Annotated in this window: 19 protein-coding genes; 17 read left to right on the forward strand and 2 right to left on the reverse strand. The window is 62.5% G+C overall.

Annotated features, from left to right (window positions below; all coding sequences use genetic code 11):
* Positions 1 to 93: 93 nt before the first annotated feature.
* Positions 94 to 507, reverse strand: coding sequence for a universal stress protein (locus FGD77_RS05490; RefSeq protein WP_255007177.1), 414 nt, complete (start codon positions 505 to 507; stop codon positions 94 to 96).
* Positions 508 to 592: 85 nt separating this feature from the next.
* Here FGD77_RS05490 and FGD77_RS05495 point away from each other — a divergent pair, with 85 nt between their 5' ends.
* The 17 genes from FGD77_RS05495 (at position 593) to FGD77_RS05575 (ending at position 14,009) form a co-directional block, all read left to right on the forward strand.
* Complete coding sequence (locus FGD77_RS05495; protein WP_255007187.1) at positions 593 to 1,000, forward strand: metalloregulator ArsR/SmtB family transcription factor; 408 nt, start codon at positions 593 to 595, stop codon at positions 998 to 1,000.
* Positions 1,001 to 1,503: 503 nt separating this feature from the next.
* The gene (gene ffh, locus FGD77_RS05500) at positions 1,504 to 3,009 is read left to right on the forward strand and encodes a signal recognition particle protein (protein WP_255007188.1); all 1,506 of its coding nucleotides are present in this window, start codon (positions 1,504 to 1,506) and stop codon (positions 3,007 to 3,009) included.
* Positions 3,010 to 3,087: 78 nt separating this feature from the next.
* On the forward strand, positions 3,088 to 3,645 hold the full coding sequence (locus FGD77_RS05505) for a GNAT family N-acetyltransferase (RefSeq protein ID WP_255007191.1): 558 nt from the start codon (positions 3,088 to 3,090) through the stop codon (positions 3,643 to 3,645).
* A complete protein-coding gene (locus tag FGD77_RS05510) occupies positions 3,642 to 3,938 on the forward strand; it encodes a chorismate mutase (protein ID WP_255007193.1) in 297 nt (98 codons plus the stop codon). The genes FGD77_RS05505 and FGD77_RS05510 overlap by 4 nt, the downstream gene beginning before the upstream one ends.
* A gap of 24 nt (positions 3,939 to 3,962) precedes the next feature.
* A complete protein-coding gene (gene rpsP, locus FGD77_RS05515; RefSeq protein WP_255007196.1) occupies positions 3,963 to 4,364 on the forward strand; it encodes a 30S ribosomal protein S16 in 402 nt (133 codons plus the stop codon).
* Positions 4,365 to 4,380: 16 nt separating this feature from the next.
* The gene (locus FGD77_RS05520) at positions 4,381 to 4,917 is read left to right on the forward strand and encodes a nitroreductase family protein (RefSeq protein ID WP_255007198.1); all 537 of its coding nucleotides are present in this window, start codon (positions 4,381 to 4,383) and stop codon (positions 4,915 to 4,917) included.
* A gap of 135 nt (positions 4,918 to 5,052) precedes the next feature.
* The gene (rimM, locus tag FGD77_RS05525) at positions 5,053 to 5,589 is read left to right on the forward strand and encodes a ribosome maturation factor RimM (RefSeq protein ID WP_255007199.1); all 537 of its coding nucleotides are present in this window, start codon (positions 5,053 to 5,055) and stop codon (positions 5,587 to 5,589) included.
* Positions 5,590 to 5,659: 70 nt separating this feature from the next.
* The gene (locus FGD77_RS05530) at positions 5,660 to 5,821 is read left to right on the forward strand and encodes a DUF1328 family protein (RefSeq protein WP_255007200.1); all 162 of its coding nucleotides are present in this window, start codon (positions 5,660 to 5,662) and stop codon (positions 5,819 to 5,821) included.
* Positions 5,822 to 5,882: 61 nt separating this feature from the next.
* On the forward strand, positions 5,883 to 6,677 hold the full coding sequence (gene trmD, locus FGD77_RS05535; protein ID WP_255007201.1) for a tRNA (guanosine(37)-N1)-methyltransferase TrmD: 795 nt from the start codon (positions 5,883 to 5,885) through the stop codon (positions 6,675 to 6,677).
* Positions 6,678 to 6,962: 285 nt separating this feature from the next.
* Positions 6,963 to 7,337 (forward strand): 50S ribosomal protein L19, encoded by a 375-nt coding sequence (gene rplS, locus FGD77_RS05540; protein ID WP_255007202.1) that lies wholly within the window; start codon positions 6,963 to 6,965, stop codon positions 7,335 to 7,337.
* Positions 7,338 to 7,348: 11 nt separating this feature from the next.
* Positions 7,349 to 7,570 carry a 50S ribosomal protein L31 gene (rpmE, locus tag FGD77_RS05545; protein ID WP_108692216.1) on the forward strand — a complete coding sequence of 74 codons (222 nt, stop codon included), beginning with the start codon at positions 7,349 to 7,351 and terminating at the stop codon, positions 7,568 to 7,570.
* Positions 7,571 to 7,714: 144 nt separating this feature from the next.
* Complete coding sequence (gene pheS / locus FGD77_RS05550) at positions 7,715 to 8,788, forward strand: phenylalanine--tRNA ligase subunit alpha (RefSeq protein ID WP_255007212.1); 1,074 nt, start codon at positions 7,715 to 7,717, stop codon at positions 8,786 to 8,788.
* 92 nt (positions 8,789 to 8,880) lie between these two features.
* Positions 8,881 to 9,414: a hypothetical protein gene (locus FGD77_RS05555; RefSeq protein WP_255007214.1), complete on the forward strand. Its 534-nt coding sequence runs from the start codon at positions 8,881 to 8,883 to the stop codon at positions 9,412 to 9,414.
* Between the two features lie 334 nt (positions 9,415 to 9,748).
* Positions 9,749 to 12,148, forward strand: coding sequence for a phenylalanine--tRNA ligase subunit beta (pheT, locus tag FGD77_RS05560; RefSeq protein ID WP_255007217.1), 2,400 nt, complete (start codon positions 9,749 to 9,751; stop codon positions 12,146 to 12,148).
* Positions 12,149 to 12,164: 16 nt separating this feature from the next.
* A complete protein-coding gene (locus tag FGD77_RS05565) occupies positions 12,165 to 12,611 on the forward strand; it encodes a YtoQ family protein (RefSeq protein ID WP_255007219.1) in 447 nt (148 codons plus the stop codon).
* Positions 12,612 to 12,645: 34 nt separating this feature from the next.
* Positions 12,646 to 13,077, forward strand: a complete 432-nt coding sequence (mscL, locus tag FGD77_RS05570; protein ID WP_255007222.1) for a large conductance mechanosensitive channel protein MscL — start codon at positions 12,646 to 12,648, stop codon at positions 13,075 to 13,077.
* Between the two features lie 119 nt (positions 13,078 to 13,196).
* Positions 13,197 to 14,009 (forward strand): mechanosensitive ion channel family protein, encoded by an 813-nt coding sequence (locus FGD77_RS05575; RefSeq protein WP_255007224.1) that lies wholly within the window; start codon positions 13,197 to 13,199, stop codon positions 14,007 to 14,009.
* Positions 14,010 to 14,097: 88 nt separating this feature from the next.
* On the opposite strand, the gene FGD77_RS05580 is transcribed toward FGD77_RS05575, so the two are convergent.
* Positions 14,098 to 14,751 (reverse strand): flavin reductase family protein, encoded by a 654-nt coding sequence (locus FGD77_RS05580; RefSeq protein WP_255007227.1) that lies wholly within the window; start codon positions 14,749 to 14,751, stop codon positions 14,098 to 14,100.
* Positions 14,752 to 14,800: the final 49 nt, after the last annotated feature.

The raw sequence follows: 14,800 nt of genomic DNA on the forward strand, positions 1-14,800 counted from the left end.
AGCGTGCAAGGTCCGCCACACGAACCAAGACGCGCCATCTGAGCAGCCAAACCTTATTCAACCGGATGGTTCACTTAGCCCGATCGTCGCAGATCAACGGACCACGAAGACCGAACATTTGGCATGGCGGGCGATATAGCCACCATGCGAGTTGAAGATATGCTCCATGATGCCCGGCTGGTGCGATGCCATGATGACCAGATCAACCCCGATATCATCAATCGCAGCCAACAGGCGCCGTGTCGTGTCTGTCGCGGGATCATTGGACATGACCGGATGCGCTTCGACTTCGACGCCGTATTTTTCCCTCAACTCAGCAGCAAAGGTGTTCAGCGCCTCAATCTTCTGTGCCGGAGTGTGCCCCAGCGGGCCGGGCAGATCGCCGGTTACGGTAACAACGTGTACCGGCGCCGAGTAACGCTTCGCAGTGTCGCCCGCGACATCAAGTGCCTTCTGCAACTTGTCCTTGTGGACCAGATCGACGGGAACCATGATATGGCTGAACATGCGCTTTCCTTTTGCTATGAGTGCATCTGCGGCCACAAACGCCCGTCGCCCCGGGCGCGACAGGCGCACCCAGGGAGGGCTTAATGTGAACGGACCGCTTGATCTGACATTCGCTGCATTGGCAGATCCGACCCGCCGCACCATCCTGTCGATGCTGCTTGAGGACGACATGGCCGTCACCGATGTGGCCGAACCGTTCGAGATGAGCCTTACCGCGATATCTAAACATCTTGGCATCCTCGTCCGGGCAGGCCTGATCAGTCAAGAGCGGCGCGGCCGCGTCAAATGGTGCAAGCTGGAGCCGGGCGCCCTGCGCGCCGCATCGGTCTGGATGCAGGGCTTTGGTCAGTTCGAGCCCGTGGATCTGGAAGCGTTCGAAACCTTTCTGGCTGCTGAACTGCCTGACCGGCCCCCTCTTGCCCTACAAAACGAAGCTGACGATGGCCAGAACGATGACGACGAGACCGACGAGATAAATAATGTTGCGCATTGAGCCCTCTTTCCAGTTGTTTACCGGGCCACAACGCGGGTCGGCATGATTGGTTCCACAACACTGTGTTATCCTTCGACCTTCAGCAGCATCGATGCCAGCGCTGTCAGCCCGACACCGGCCAGAATCAACGCACCCGGCAAGGGATGGCGCAAGAGAGGCATGTTGCAGTGTGAGCACAGCCGACGCCGACGGCGCGATTTTCAGCGCCTCGAACGTCGGCACAAAGTTAGAGTCCCATCAACCCGCCAGGGCGCCAGGGAACCGCAAAATCGCGCCGCCGCAGCCTTGCCCCGGCCAGCACCGCCACGCCCGCCTTGACTCGGGCAGATGCGCTGCGTAAAAAGCGCCTCAATACCCGGAAGCGTCATACCTTCCGGTCCCATGGCCTTAGGCCGGGATCGCCCTCCGTCAGCGCGTCTGCGCCCACGGGGGCGTTACTGGTTTGGTCCTTCGCGCGGCCTTGCGGGCTGCACTATAGATGAGCGGCGCAAGGAGCCCGGCAGATGTTTGAAAATCTATCCGAACGCCTCTCCGGGGTTTTTGATCGCCTGACCAAACAGGGCGCGCTCAGCGAGGACGACGTGAAAACCGCCCTGCGCGAGGTCCGCGTTGCCCTGCTGGAGGCGGACGTATCGCTGCCCGTCGCGCGTGATTTCGTCAAGAAGGTGCAGGAACAGGCAACCGGCCAGTCGGTCCTGAAATCCATCACCCCAGGCCAGCAGGTCGTCAAGATCGTGCATGACGCGCTGATCGACACCCTGCGCGGCGAGGGCGATCCCGGCGCGCTGAAAATCGACAACGCGCCCGCGCCGATCCTGATGGTCGGCCTTCAGGGTTCGGGCAAGACGACGACGACCGCGAAACTCGCCAAGCGCTTGACCGAGCGCGAGGGCAAGCGCGTGCTGATGGCGTCGCTCGACGTCAACCGCCCCGCTGCGATGGAGCAGCTGGCGATCCTTGGCACCCAGATCGGCGTCGACACCCTGCCCATCGTCAAGGGCGAAGATCCCGTTGCCATCGCCAAGCGCGCGAAAACGCAGGCGTCCTTGGGCGGCTATGACGTCTACATGCTGGACACCGCCGGACGCCTGCATATCGACGCCGAGCTGATCGCGCAGGCCGCTGCCGTGCGCGACGCCGTGAACCCGCGCGAAACGCTGCTGGTGGTCGACGGCCTCACCGGGCAGGACGCCGTCAACGTCGCCACCGAATTCGACGACAAGATCGGCGTCACTGGCGTGGTCCTGACCCGCATGGACGGCGACGGACGCGGCGGCGCCGCCCTGTCGATGCGCGCCGTCACCGGCAAGCCGATCCGCTTTGTCGGCCTCGGCGAAAAGATGGACGCGATCGAGACGTTCGAGGCCGAGCGGATCGCGGGCCGCATCCTCGGCATGGGCGATATCGTCAGCCTTGTAGAAAAGGCTCAAGCTACCATCGAGACCGAGCAGGCCGAGCGCATGATGAAGCGCTTCCAGAAGGGTCAGTTCAACATGAACGACCTGCGGATGCAGCTGGAGCAGATGCAAAAGATGGGCGGTATGGAAAGCGTGATGGGCATGATGCCCGGCATGGGCAAAATGGCCAAACAGGTGCAGGACGCCGGTTTTGACGACAAGATCATCGCGCGCCAAGTCGCCCTGATCCAGTCGATGACGAAAAAAGAGCGTGCCAACCCCCAGATCCTTCAGGCCAGCCGCAAGAAGCGCATCTCCAAGGGCGCAGGGCTGGAAGTCAGCCAGTTGAACCAGCTGCTGAAGATGCACCGTCAGATGGCCGACATGATGAAAAAAATGGGCAAGGGCGGCATGCTGAAGCAGGCCATGAAGGGCATGTTCGGCAAAGGCGGCGGCCCGTCGCCCGAGGACATGGCCGGCATGGACCCCAAGGCGCTGGAACAGGCTGCCAAGAAAATGGGCGGCAAGCTGCCCGGCGGTCTGGGTGGCCTCGGCGGCATGGGCGGCGGCGCCCTGCCGCCCGGCCTGTCAGGCTTTGGTAAAAAGAAATAAACCGGTGCTTTCAATGTTCCTCAAATACTCCCGCCGGAGGCATCCCCGCCCCGAGCAAGCTCAGGCAGTGAAGGACGCATGATGATTCTCGACATTCCCCGCCTTGAAACAGACCGGCTGATCCTGCGCGCGCCCGAGGCCGCTGATTACGAGCCGGTGGCGAGCTTCCTGATGGACCCGGTCCGCGCCCATGGCTTCGGAGTGGAACCGGACCGCAGCCGCGCATGGCGCTGGTTCGCGATGAATATCGGCCATTGGGCGCTGCGCGGCTGCGGCTATTTCATCATCGAGGACAAGGCCAGCGGCCAGCCCTGCGGACTGACCGGCATCTGGTGCCCAGAAGGCTGGCCCGAGCCCGAGCTGGGCTATGTCGTCTTTGAGGGGTTCGAGGGGCGCGGCTTTGCCTATGAGGCCGCGATGCGTGCCCGCGAATGGGCCTATACCGATTTCGGCCTCTCATCCGTCGGATCGCACATCGTGCCCGGCAACACCCGCTCCATCGCGCTGGCCCAGCGGATGGGCGCGAGTTACGAGCGGACCTACAAGAACCCCTATATGGGCGAGGACATGATTTATCGTCACCCCTCCCCCGCCGATCTGGGCCTTGCTCCCACCGCCAAGGGGACCGCATCGTGACCGATTGCGCCGCCAGGGCCGCACAGCTGTTGAAGGATCACCGCGACAGCATCGACCGGCTGGACGCGATTCTGGTCTATACGCTGGGCGAGCGGTTCAAGCACACCCAGTCCGTCGGCCGCCTCAAGGCCGAACACGACCTTCCCCCGTCCGATCCCGCGCGCGAAGCCGCACAGATCGCACGACTGGAGGATTTGGCGAATCAGGCCGATCTGGATCCTGAATTCGCCAAGAAGTTCCTGAACTTCATCATCGCTGAAGTCATTCAGCATCATAAACAGCACCAATCGTAAACAACCCCCTTAGGAGATACCCCCATGGCCATGAAAATTCGTCTCGCCCGCGGCGGCAGCAAAAAGCGCCCGCATTATTCCATCGTCGCCGCCGACAGCCGCATGCCGCGCGACGGCCGCTTTATCGAAAAGCTGGGCACCTATAACCCGCTCCTGCCGAAAGACAGCGAAGAGCGCGTCAAGATGGATATCGAGCGCATTCAGGCATGGCTCGACAAGGGCGCGCAGCCGACCGACCGGGTCGCCCGCATGCTGGAAGCTGCAGGTGTGCGCGACAAGAAAGAGCGCGCCAACCTGAAAAAGGGTACGCCCGGCAAGAAGGCAACGGACCGCGCAGAAGAGCGCGCAGCCAAGGCCGCCGCAGCGACTGAGGCCGCCAACGCCCCCGCCGAGGAAGCCCCCGCCGAGGCCGCCGCGGAAGAATAAGCCAGGGCGCGCCGGGATGTCCGCGTTCACACCAGACTTCCAGGCGCAGCTGGCCGATCTGATGCGTTGGCGGCGCGATGTGCGCCGCTTTCGCACCGATCCAGTAGACGAGGCAGCGCTGACGCGCTGCCTCGATGCGTTTAACCTGGCCCCGTCGGTGGGACTCAGCGAGCCTTGGCGCCTGATGCGGGTGGACAGCAATGCTGCCCGCGCCGCCGCACTGGCGAATTTCGAGGCGGCCAATGCCGATGCGCTGGCCGGATATAACGGCGAGCGGGCGGCGCTCTATGCAGGGCTGAAACTGTCGGGCATGCGCGACGCCCCTGTTCATCTGGCAATCTGGTGCGACGAGAGCACCGACAAGGGCGCAGGCGTTGGCTGGGTGTCGATCCTCGACCCCGCGCGATTGGCGCGCGATCTGGATGCGCAGCAGGACTGGCACCTGATTGCCTATCTGTGCATCGGATGGCCCGAAGCAGACAGCCTGACCCCCGAGCTGGAAACAGCCGGCTGGGAGACACGCGCACCGTCCCTGCCCGTGCTGAGACGCTAGACAGATGTTGCGCAAGCTCATCTTTTGGGGTGTCCTTTTCCTTGCCGGTTGGGGATACGCGAAACATCAACATTCCGAGCGCTGCACGGCAGCGGGCGGGCAGGTCACACAAGGCCTTTGCGAGGGAGAAACGCGATGACGGGTGACAGCGATCTTATCTGTATCGGCGCGATTGCCGGATCTTTTGGCGTGCGCGGCGAAGTGCGCCTGAAAAGCTTTGCCGCCCGGCCCGAGGATATCGCGGCCTATGGAACGCTGACGACCGAGACTGGCGATCACAGCTATGACGTGACCCTGACAGGCCAGACCAAGAACGGCTTTACCGCCCGCCTGACCGGAATCACCACCAAGGAAGAGGCCGACGCCCTGCGCGGCGTCCAGTTGTTCGTGGCCCGCGCCGTTCTGCCCGGCCTGCCCGATGACGAATATTATCACGCCGATCTGGTCGGGCTGGAGGTGGTCGATACCGGCGGCGCGGTACTGGGCGTGGTCAAGGCCGTGCTGAACCACGGCGCGGCGGATCTGCTGGAGCTGTCCGTGCCCGGCACCGCCGAGACGGTGCTGCTGCCCTTCACCAAGGCCGCCGTGCCGACAGTCGATCTGCGCGCCCAGCGCATTGTGGCCGATCCGCCCGAGGGCCTTTTTGCAGGCGGTGACGTCGCGGGAACCTAAAACACGTCAGTGAGTTGAACCTTCTAGGCGGCGGCATGACGCCCCGCGTCCTCACGGAAGGATATACCCCATGATCAAGTGGATTCTCATTCTACTGGCCATCGCAGCTATTGCCGCGATTTTGGGATTTGGTCGATTGTCAGGTGTCGCGCTATCAGGCGCCAAAATTCTGATCGCAATTGCGCTGATCTTTTTCCTGTTGCTGCTCTTTGGTGTCGTTGCGATCGCGTGACGTGTTGGCGGCAGGCGAATTCGCCTGTCGCTCCGCCCGCAATCTGCGCTAAGACAGGCGCATGTCCGATCCCGATATCCCCACACGGTCGCTGGGCCGCAAATCCGTCACCCTCAGCGCGCAGCCGCGCGATTTGATGGGTGCGCCTGAAAGGCTGGCGCGGGCGTGGCACGTGCAGGTTATCACGCTGTTGCCGCAGGCCTTTCCGGGCGTTCTGGGCCTCAGCCTGACGGGGCGCGCGCTGGCAGATGGCCTGTGGTCGCTGGGCACGACTGACCTGCGCGACCATGGCATCGGCAAGCATCGCAATGTCGATGACACGCCGGCGGGGGGCGGCGCCGGTATGGTGCTGCGCGCCGATGTCATGGGCGCGGCGATTGAATCGGCACAAGCCAGCGCCGCGCTGGGCAGCCCGCTGATCTACCTCAGCCCGCGGGGCCGCCCCTTTGATCAGGCGATGGCGCAGGATCTGGCGCAGGCCCCCGGCATGACCCTGATCTGCGGGCGGTTCGAAGGGCTGGACGAACGCGTGATCGAACATTACGGCGCTATTGAGGTCTCCTTGGGGGATTTCGTCATGACCGGCGGCGAGATCGCGGCGCAGGCGATGATCGACGCGGCCCTGCGGCTGCGGCCCGGTGTTCTGGGTAATGCGCAAAGCGCGGTGGATGAAAGCCATTCAGGCGGCCTGCTGGAGCATCCGCAATATACACGGCCCGCCGAATGGCAGGGGCGGACGATCCCCGATGTGCTGATGTCGGGCAATCACGGCGAAATCGCCAAGTGGCGGCAGGCGCAGGCCGAACGCATCACCCAACAGCGGCGCCCCGATCTGTGGGCAAAACGCCAAAAGTGACGCGCGCCACCGGCACATGGCGGCACTTGCATTATCCCCCCATCTGCCCTAAATCCCGCGCATCCCGTCCCGGCACAGCCCGAGTCGGGCGCCGTAAGGCGTGCCACCTTGCCGGATGATCTTTGCATCCGTTACAGGCCCGCCCCGGCACCTCGAATATAAAGGACGATCCGATCTGGGGCGGACTTCTGACATCTGGTCAGGGGAATCCGGTTAAAGACCACCAGCTCTCGGGGCGCGAAAACCTTTGCGGAACAAAACCGCAAGCAACCCAGGAGACCAGCGATGAACCTAATCGCTCAGATCGAAGCGGAACAGATTGCCGAGCTTGGCAAATCCATTCCCGATTTCAAGGCCGGCGACACCATCCGCGTCGGCTTCAAGGTGACGGAAGGCACGCGCACCCGCGTGCAGAATTTTGAGGGTGTCTGCATCAGCCGCAAGAATGGCGCAGGCATTGCCGGATCGTTCACCGTCCGCAAGATTTCCTTTGGCGAAGGGGTGGAGCGTATGTTCCCGCTCTATTCGACCAATATCGACAGCATCGAGGTCGTGCGCCGTGGCCGCGTCCGCCGCGCCAAGCTGTACTACCTGCGCTCGCGTCGCGGCAAGTCGGCCCGTATCGCCGAAGACAGCACCTATAAGCCCAAGAAAGCCTGAGGAGCGGACCGATGAAAAAAGACATCCACCCCGATTATCACGAGATCAACGTCAAGATGACCGACGGCACGATGCTCAAGATGCGCTCGACCTATGGCAAGGAAGGCGACCAGCTGTCGCTGGACATCGACCCCACCGTGCATCCGGCCTGGACCGGCGCCTCGGGACGCCTGATGGATTCCGGCGGCCGCGTGTCCAAGTTCAAGAAGAAATACGAAGGCCTCGGCTTCTGAGCCACCCGCCTTTCGCTTTTGGAAACGCCGCTCCCCCGGGGGCGGCGTTTTTCGTTTGCCCGGCCGCACCAGATCCGCACGCAGGCTTGCAAGCAAGGGGGATGCGCGGTAACTCGCACATCATACCAGACCGAGGATGCCCCGATGGACGATCTGCGCGATAAATACATCCGTCTCATAGCCGACGCCGCTGGCGAGGCCACGCTGGAGGATCTGCGCGTGCAGGCCGTCGGCAAGAAGGGCGAAATCAGCCTGCACATGCGCGAACTGGGCAAGATGACGCCCGAGCAGCGCCAGATCGCCGGGCCGAAGCTGAACGCGCTGAAGGATGAGATCAACTCCGCCCTCGCCGCCAAGAAAGAGGCGCTGGGCGACGCCGCGCTGGACGAGCGTCTGCGCGGTGAATGGCTTGACGTGACGCTGCCGGTGCGCGCACGGCGCCACGGCACCATCCACCCGATCAGCCAGGTGACCGAGGAAGTGACCGCGATCTTCGCCGACATGGGCTTTGCCGTGGCCGAAGGGCCGCAGATCGAAAGCGACTGGTACAATTTCGACGCGCTGAACATTCCCGGCCACCACCCCGCGCGGGCCGAGATGGACACGTTCTACACCCATCGCGGCGAGGGGGACGAGCGCCCGCCGCATGTGCTGCGCACCCATACCAGCCCCGTGCAGATCCGCACGATGCAGGCCGAGGGCGCGCCGATCCGCATCATCGCGCCGGGCCGCGTCTACCGCGCCGATTATGACATGACGCACACGCCGATGTTCCACCAGATCGAGGGCCTCGCCATCGACAAGGACATTTCGATGGCGAATTTGAAATGGGTGCTGGAGGAGTTCGTCAAGGCGTTCTTCGAGGTCGACGACGTCGAACTGCGCTTCCGCGCCTCACATTTCCCGTTCACCGAACCGTCCGCCGAGGTCGACATCCGCTGCTCATGGGAGGGCGGCACGTTGAAGGTGGGGACGGGCGATGACTGGCTGGAGATCTTGGGGAGCGGCATGGTGCATCCGAAGGTGCTGGAGGCCAGCAATATCGACCCGACCGCATGGCAGGGCTTTGCCTTCGGCATGGGGATCGACCGGATCGCGATGCTGAAATACGGGATTCCCGATCTGCGGGCGTTCTTTGATTCAGACCTGCGCTGGCTGCGGCATTACGGGTTCGCGGCGCTGGATGTGCCGACGTTGCGAGGTGGGTTGAGTCGGTGAACTCCTTCTATCTTGCTTGCGCGATAACGATATTCTTTTGGACGTCATTGTTGGTTTGGCGCTTCGTCCGGCTAACGGGCTGTCACGATAAGATGTCGGTGCTGAGAAAGCGCCTGCGTGACTACGCAGTGATGAAAGATAGAAATCAACTAACTTCAAGTTGCCAAATTTCCAACATCAACTTGTTGTTAAGTCCCGGTGAACATGAGATTCTGCTCGGCATTCTGAAAAAAGTAGAAGCTAAGAACGGAGTTCTAGCTACCATCTGGTCGCTTTTCTTCGCCGGCATCATCACCGCGGCATCAGCTGGTTTCTACTTGGAAACACAGTCTGAAGCTGCAACCAACGCTAAGGCGTTTGCTGCCACATCATCACTTTTTATCATAATGGGAATTCCATTCCTTGTTGCCTCGATCATTGGAACCCGGCAGATCGACAATTTTCTGGTCGGTAGTTGGCAAAATGTTCGCGATGTTCGTAAAAGCAGCATTTTATTACAAGATGCACTCATGAAAGATGCTTTGCTTAAAGAGGAGATGCTATGGATATCTCAACGAGCAGCGGTACTGTACGCCTTAATTCTGCCAATACTTGCAACCATAAAGCTTTGGGAGTCAGTAATTTAAGCTCCTCTGACGTATCGAATACAATTGGCGCCTAATTCAGTTTCTTCTTTGCGGCAAAATTAGAATCTTCGACGTACTCACCCAAGCCGGACGAGCGCCTGCCCGTGGGGTGGCGCTGCAACGCTCATACAGCGCGCTTTATGCCCGCCAAGCCCCTCCACCCCATCAGCGATGCGCTACGCCTCCAAAGCGCCAGCCCGCCGGAACGGGCAGGCGCTCGTCCGGCGGCTTCGCCTTGATTCCGGACGAAGGGGCGCCCCAGCCTCCGCCCTTCCCCCTTGGCGCCTTCTGCGGTATGCGGGGCGCGACCCTAATGACCTGCGGATGACGGCACATGAAATTCACGCTTTCCTGGCTCAAGGACCATCTCGACACCACGGCCAGTGTCGATGAGATCACCTATGCGCTGACCGATCTGGGCCTTGAGGTCGAGGGCGTCACCAACCCCGCCGCGCGGCTGGCCGACTTCACGCTGGGCAAGGTAACGCATGCCGAGCAGCACCCCGATGCCGACCGCCTGCGCGTGTGCAAAGTGGCCACCGGCGAGGGCGAGCTTCAGATCATCTGCGGCGCGCCCAACGCGCGCGAGGGGATCACCGTCGTCGTCGCCAAGCCGGGCGTTTACGTTCCGGGCATCGACACCACCATCGGCGTCGGCAAGATCCGCGGCATCGAGAGCCACGGCATGATGTGCTCGGAGCGCGAGATGGAATTGTCGGAGGAGCATGACGGCATCATCGAGCTGCCCTCGGGCGAGGTCGGCGAGCGTTACATCGACTGGTTGGCGCAAAATGACCCGGCCAAGGTCGATCCGGTGATCGAGATCGCCATCACCCCCAACCGCCCCGACGCCTTGGGCGTACGCGGCATCGCCCGCGATCTGGCAGCGCGCGGTCTGGGCACGCTGAAAGACGCCCCCACCGCCCATGTCGAAGGGCAGTTCCCCTGCCCGATCAACGTCACCATCAACGAGGACACGCAGCAAAGCGGCTGCGAAGTGTTCGCCGGGCGCCTCATTCGCGGCGTGAAAAATGGCCCCAGCCCCGAATGGCTGCAGGACCGCCTGCGCGCCATCGGGCTGCGCCCACGCTCGGCGCTCGTCGATGTGACGAACTTCTTCACCTATGACCGCAACCGCCCGTTGCATGTCTTTGACGCAGGCAAGGTGCAGGGCGATCTGCGCATCCACCGCACCAGGGGCGGCGAGACGCTGACCGGGCTGGATGAGAAAGACTATACGTTTCAACCCGGTCAGGTGGTGATTTCCGATGACAATGGCATCGAAAGCATCGGCGGCATCATGGGCGGACTGGCAGCCGGCTGCACCGAGGAGACGACCGATGTGTTCCTTGAGGCCGCTGTCTGGGATCACGTCCAGATCGCCAGCACGGGGCGCGCGCTAAAAATCAACTCCGATGCGCGCTATCGCAACGAGCGGGGCATCGACCCGGCCTTCAACATGGAGGCGGTCGATCTGGCGACGCAGATGATCATGGACCTCTGCGGCGGCACCCCCTCGAACGTGGTGCAGGCGGGCAAGGTGCCGGACACGGCCCGCGCCTACAAGCTGGTCCCTGCACGCGTGCAATCGCTTGTCGGAATGGACATTCCCGAGGCCGAGCAGCGCCAGACGCTGACGGCCCTCGGCTTCCGCCTCGAAGGCGACATGGCCACCGTTCCCAGCTGGCGCCCCGATGTGCAGGGCGAGGCTGATCTGGTCGAAGAAGTGGCGCGCATCGCGTCCCTGACCAAGCTGGTCGGTCGCCCCCTGCCCCGCGCGCAGGCCGGCGTGCCTGCCCCGATCCTGTCGCCGATGCAAAAGCGCGAGCAGATCGCGCGGCGCACGGCGGCTATGCTGGGGTATAATGAATGCGTCACCTACAGCTTCATCGACTATGCCTCGGCCACGCTGTTCGGCGGCGGCGATGATGCCACGATGCTGGCCAACCCGATCAGCAGCGAGATGAGCCATATGCGCCCTGCCTTGCTGCCAGGCCTGTTGCAGGCGGCAGCGCGCAATCAGGCGCGCGGTATTTCCGACATGGCGCTTTTCGAGGTCGGCCATGCCTTCCACGGCGGCGAGCCGGGCGAGCAGCATTTGCAGGTCTCGGGTCTCCTGATGGGGCGCACCGGGCCGAAGGACGTGCATGGCTCCGCCCGCGCCGTTGATCTTTATGACGCCAAGGCCGACGCCGAAGCGATCCTGTCCGCCATCGGCACCCCCGCCAAGGTCCAGATCCTGCGCGGCGCGCGCGACTGGTGGCATCCGGGCCGTCACGGCATGATCTGTCTGGGCCCGAAAAAGGTGCTGGGCATCTTCGGCGAATTGCACCCCAAGACGCTGCGCGCAATGGGCATCAAGGGCACGGCCGTCGGCTTTACCCTCTGGCCTGCCGAAATCCCGCTGCCGCGCAACGCCACGGCCAATCGCGGCGCCGCGCAGATCCGCGATCTGCAAGCGGTCGAGCGTGATTTTGCCTTTGTCGTCGAGGCGGATGTCGAGGCGCTGACGCTGGTCAATGCGGCACTTGGCGCCGACAAGGCCCTGATCGAGGATGTGCGTGTCTTTGACCAATTCATCGGCGGATCGCTGGGCGAGGGCAAGAAATCACTGGCCGTCACCGTGCGGCTGCAACCGACCGAGGCGACGCTGAAGGACAAGGACATCGAGGCCGTATCGGCCAGGATCGTCGAGAAGGTCGCCAAGGCGACCGGCGGCGTCCTGCGCGGCTGAACCAAGGAGAAATGAGATGCTGAACGTCTATCTGAGCGGCGAAATTCACACCGACTGGCGCGACCAGATCGAACAGGGAGCAAAGGATCTGGACGTCACGTTCACATCCCCCGTCACCGATCACGGCGCCAGCGACGATTGTGGCGTGGCGATCCTGGGCGCCGAGCCGGACAAGTTCTGGCACGACCACAAGGGCGCCAAACTGAACGCGATCCGCACGCGGCAGGCGATCGAAGAGGCCGACATCGTCGTCGTGCGCTTCGGTGACAAGTACAAGCAGTGGAACGCCGCCTTTGATGCAGGCTATGCCGCCGCTCTGGGCACGTCCCTGATCATCCTGCAACCGCCCGAGCATGACCACGCGCTGAAAGAGGTCAATGCCGCCGCACTGGCCGTCGCGCGCACGCCGCAGCAGGTGGTGCAGATGCTGCGCTATGTGCTGGAAGGCACCCTGCCAAAATAGCGTCACGTACTACAATTTTTAACCAGGAGCTTTTATGTTAAATGAATTCAAGGATTTCATCGCCAAGGGCAATGTCATGGACATGGCCGTCGGCATCATCATCGGTGCGGCCTTTACCGCGATCGTCACATCGATGGTGGGGGATCTGATCAATCCGATTATCGGGCTTTTTACCGGCGGTGTGGATTTTACCAACAACTACGCCGTTCTGGCAGGCGAGGTCCCTGCCGGCGCGTCGCTGGAACAGGCCCGCGAGACGGGGGCCTCCGTCTTTGCCTATGGATCCTTCTTGATGGCCGTCATCAATTTCTTCATCATCGCCTTCGTCGTCTTCATGCTGGTGCGATACGTCAACAAGGTGAAATCGCTGGCGGAAAAACCTGACGAGGTCGCGCCCGAGGTTCATACCGGCCCGTCGGAAAAGGACATCCTGATCGAGATCCGCGACGCCCTCAAAACCCGCTGATTGCGCCGAAATGCGAAGCTGGCGCAAGGCCCCGGACATTCCGGGGCCTTTTTCTATCGGAAAGGGCCCGTTATACGCGCCCAAACCCGAAATAAACTTTTACGATTTAGAGGATGTATATGGAAAACGTGATCGAAGAATTGGGCGCCTATACGCCGCTGATCATCGCCGCGGTCAAGGCGCTGGTCGTGCTGATCGTCGGCTGGACGGTCGCGGGATTTGTCGGCAGCTTCGTGCGGCGGCAGGTCAACAAGCACAAGCGCATCGACAAGACGCTGGGCAACTTCGCCGCCACAGTCGCGACATGGGCGATCCGCATCATAGTGCTGCTGGCGGTGCTGAACCTGTTCGGCATTGAGGCAACCAGCGTGGTTGCCGTGCTGGGTGCTGCGACGCTGGCCATCGGCCTGGCGCTGCAAGGCACTCTGGCCGATTTGGCGGCGGGGATCATGCTGGTGATTTTCCGCCCCTACCGTCTGGGGCAGTATGTGGACATCGGCGGCACCAGCGGCACCGTGACGGAGATCGCGCTGTTTTTCACCGAGCTGACGACACCGCAGAACGTGCAGATCATCGTTCCAAACGGACAGGCCTGGGGATCGATCATCACCAATTACTCGGCGCATGACACGCGGCGGCTGGATCTGGTGTTCGGCATTGACTACGCGGACAGCGCCGATACTGCGATGCAGATCATCCTCGACAATGCCCGCGCCGATGAACGCGTGATGAGCGAGCCGGAGCCGTGGGCGCGTGTGACGAACCTTGGCGACAGCGCGGTCGATATCACGGCGCGGCTGTGGACCTCGACCGATGATTTCTGGAACGTGAAATTCGAACTGACCAAAGCCATCAAGGAGGATTTCGACGCGCAGGGCATTTCCATCCCCTTCCCGCATCAGGTGAATGTGGAGCCAAAGAAGGCCGGTTAAGGCGCTGGGCGCCGCCCCCCTTCTGAGCGCCGCCCGATCGCACATCAACTCCGCGCCGCTTTTCTTCGCTTAAACGGCGCCGCCACGCCTACGCCCGTCCCTCCAGCCCGTCCGCCTCGGCGCCCGAGGCACTGGGGATGCGCATCTCGAAGGTGTCGCGCACCACGGTGTAGTCGTAATATCCCATCCGCGCCAGCGGCTGGATGCGGGGGATGTCCAGCTTGCCCTCGGGTGTCAGCGCCTCGTCCTTCACATGGATATTCTCGACCCGGCCATAGACCACATCGACGCTGCCCACAGCCGTGGCGCCCGGCAGATGGTGTGTGCTGAGATACCGGCACTCGAAATGACAGGGGCTGGCGGCGACACGGCCACCGGGCGCCAGCACGCAAGCCTCGCGCGCTACGCCTGCCGCCTCGAACTCGTCTTCGCCAAAAGGGACGGCCATGGCCGAAATATTGACCGCCTCGCGCAGATCATAGGTGGCCATGTTCCACACGAACCAGCCGGTCTCCTCGGCGTTCAGAACCGTATCCTTGCGCCGCCCATCGGGATAGCGGTTGGCGGCGAACATCACCATCGGCGGATCAAAGGTGAGATTTTGCCACTGGCTGTAGGGCGCAAGGTTGTGCTGCCCCGCCGCGCTGACTGTCGAAAGCCACCCGATGGGGCGCGGCACGGTGCAGGATTTGAACGGGGAATAGGGCAGCGGGCAAGTGTCGGTCGTCGGATTATATTCCATGGGTGTTTCTCCAATTAGGGTCTTTAGCTTTGAACATTGGGCGCAGTCT

It is taken from the genome of Roseovarius sp. M141 (assembly GCF_024355225.1).
Classification (GTDB): Bacteria; Pseudomonadota; Alphaproteobacteria; order Rhodobacterales; family Rhodobacteraceae; genus Roseovarius.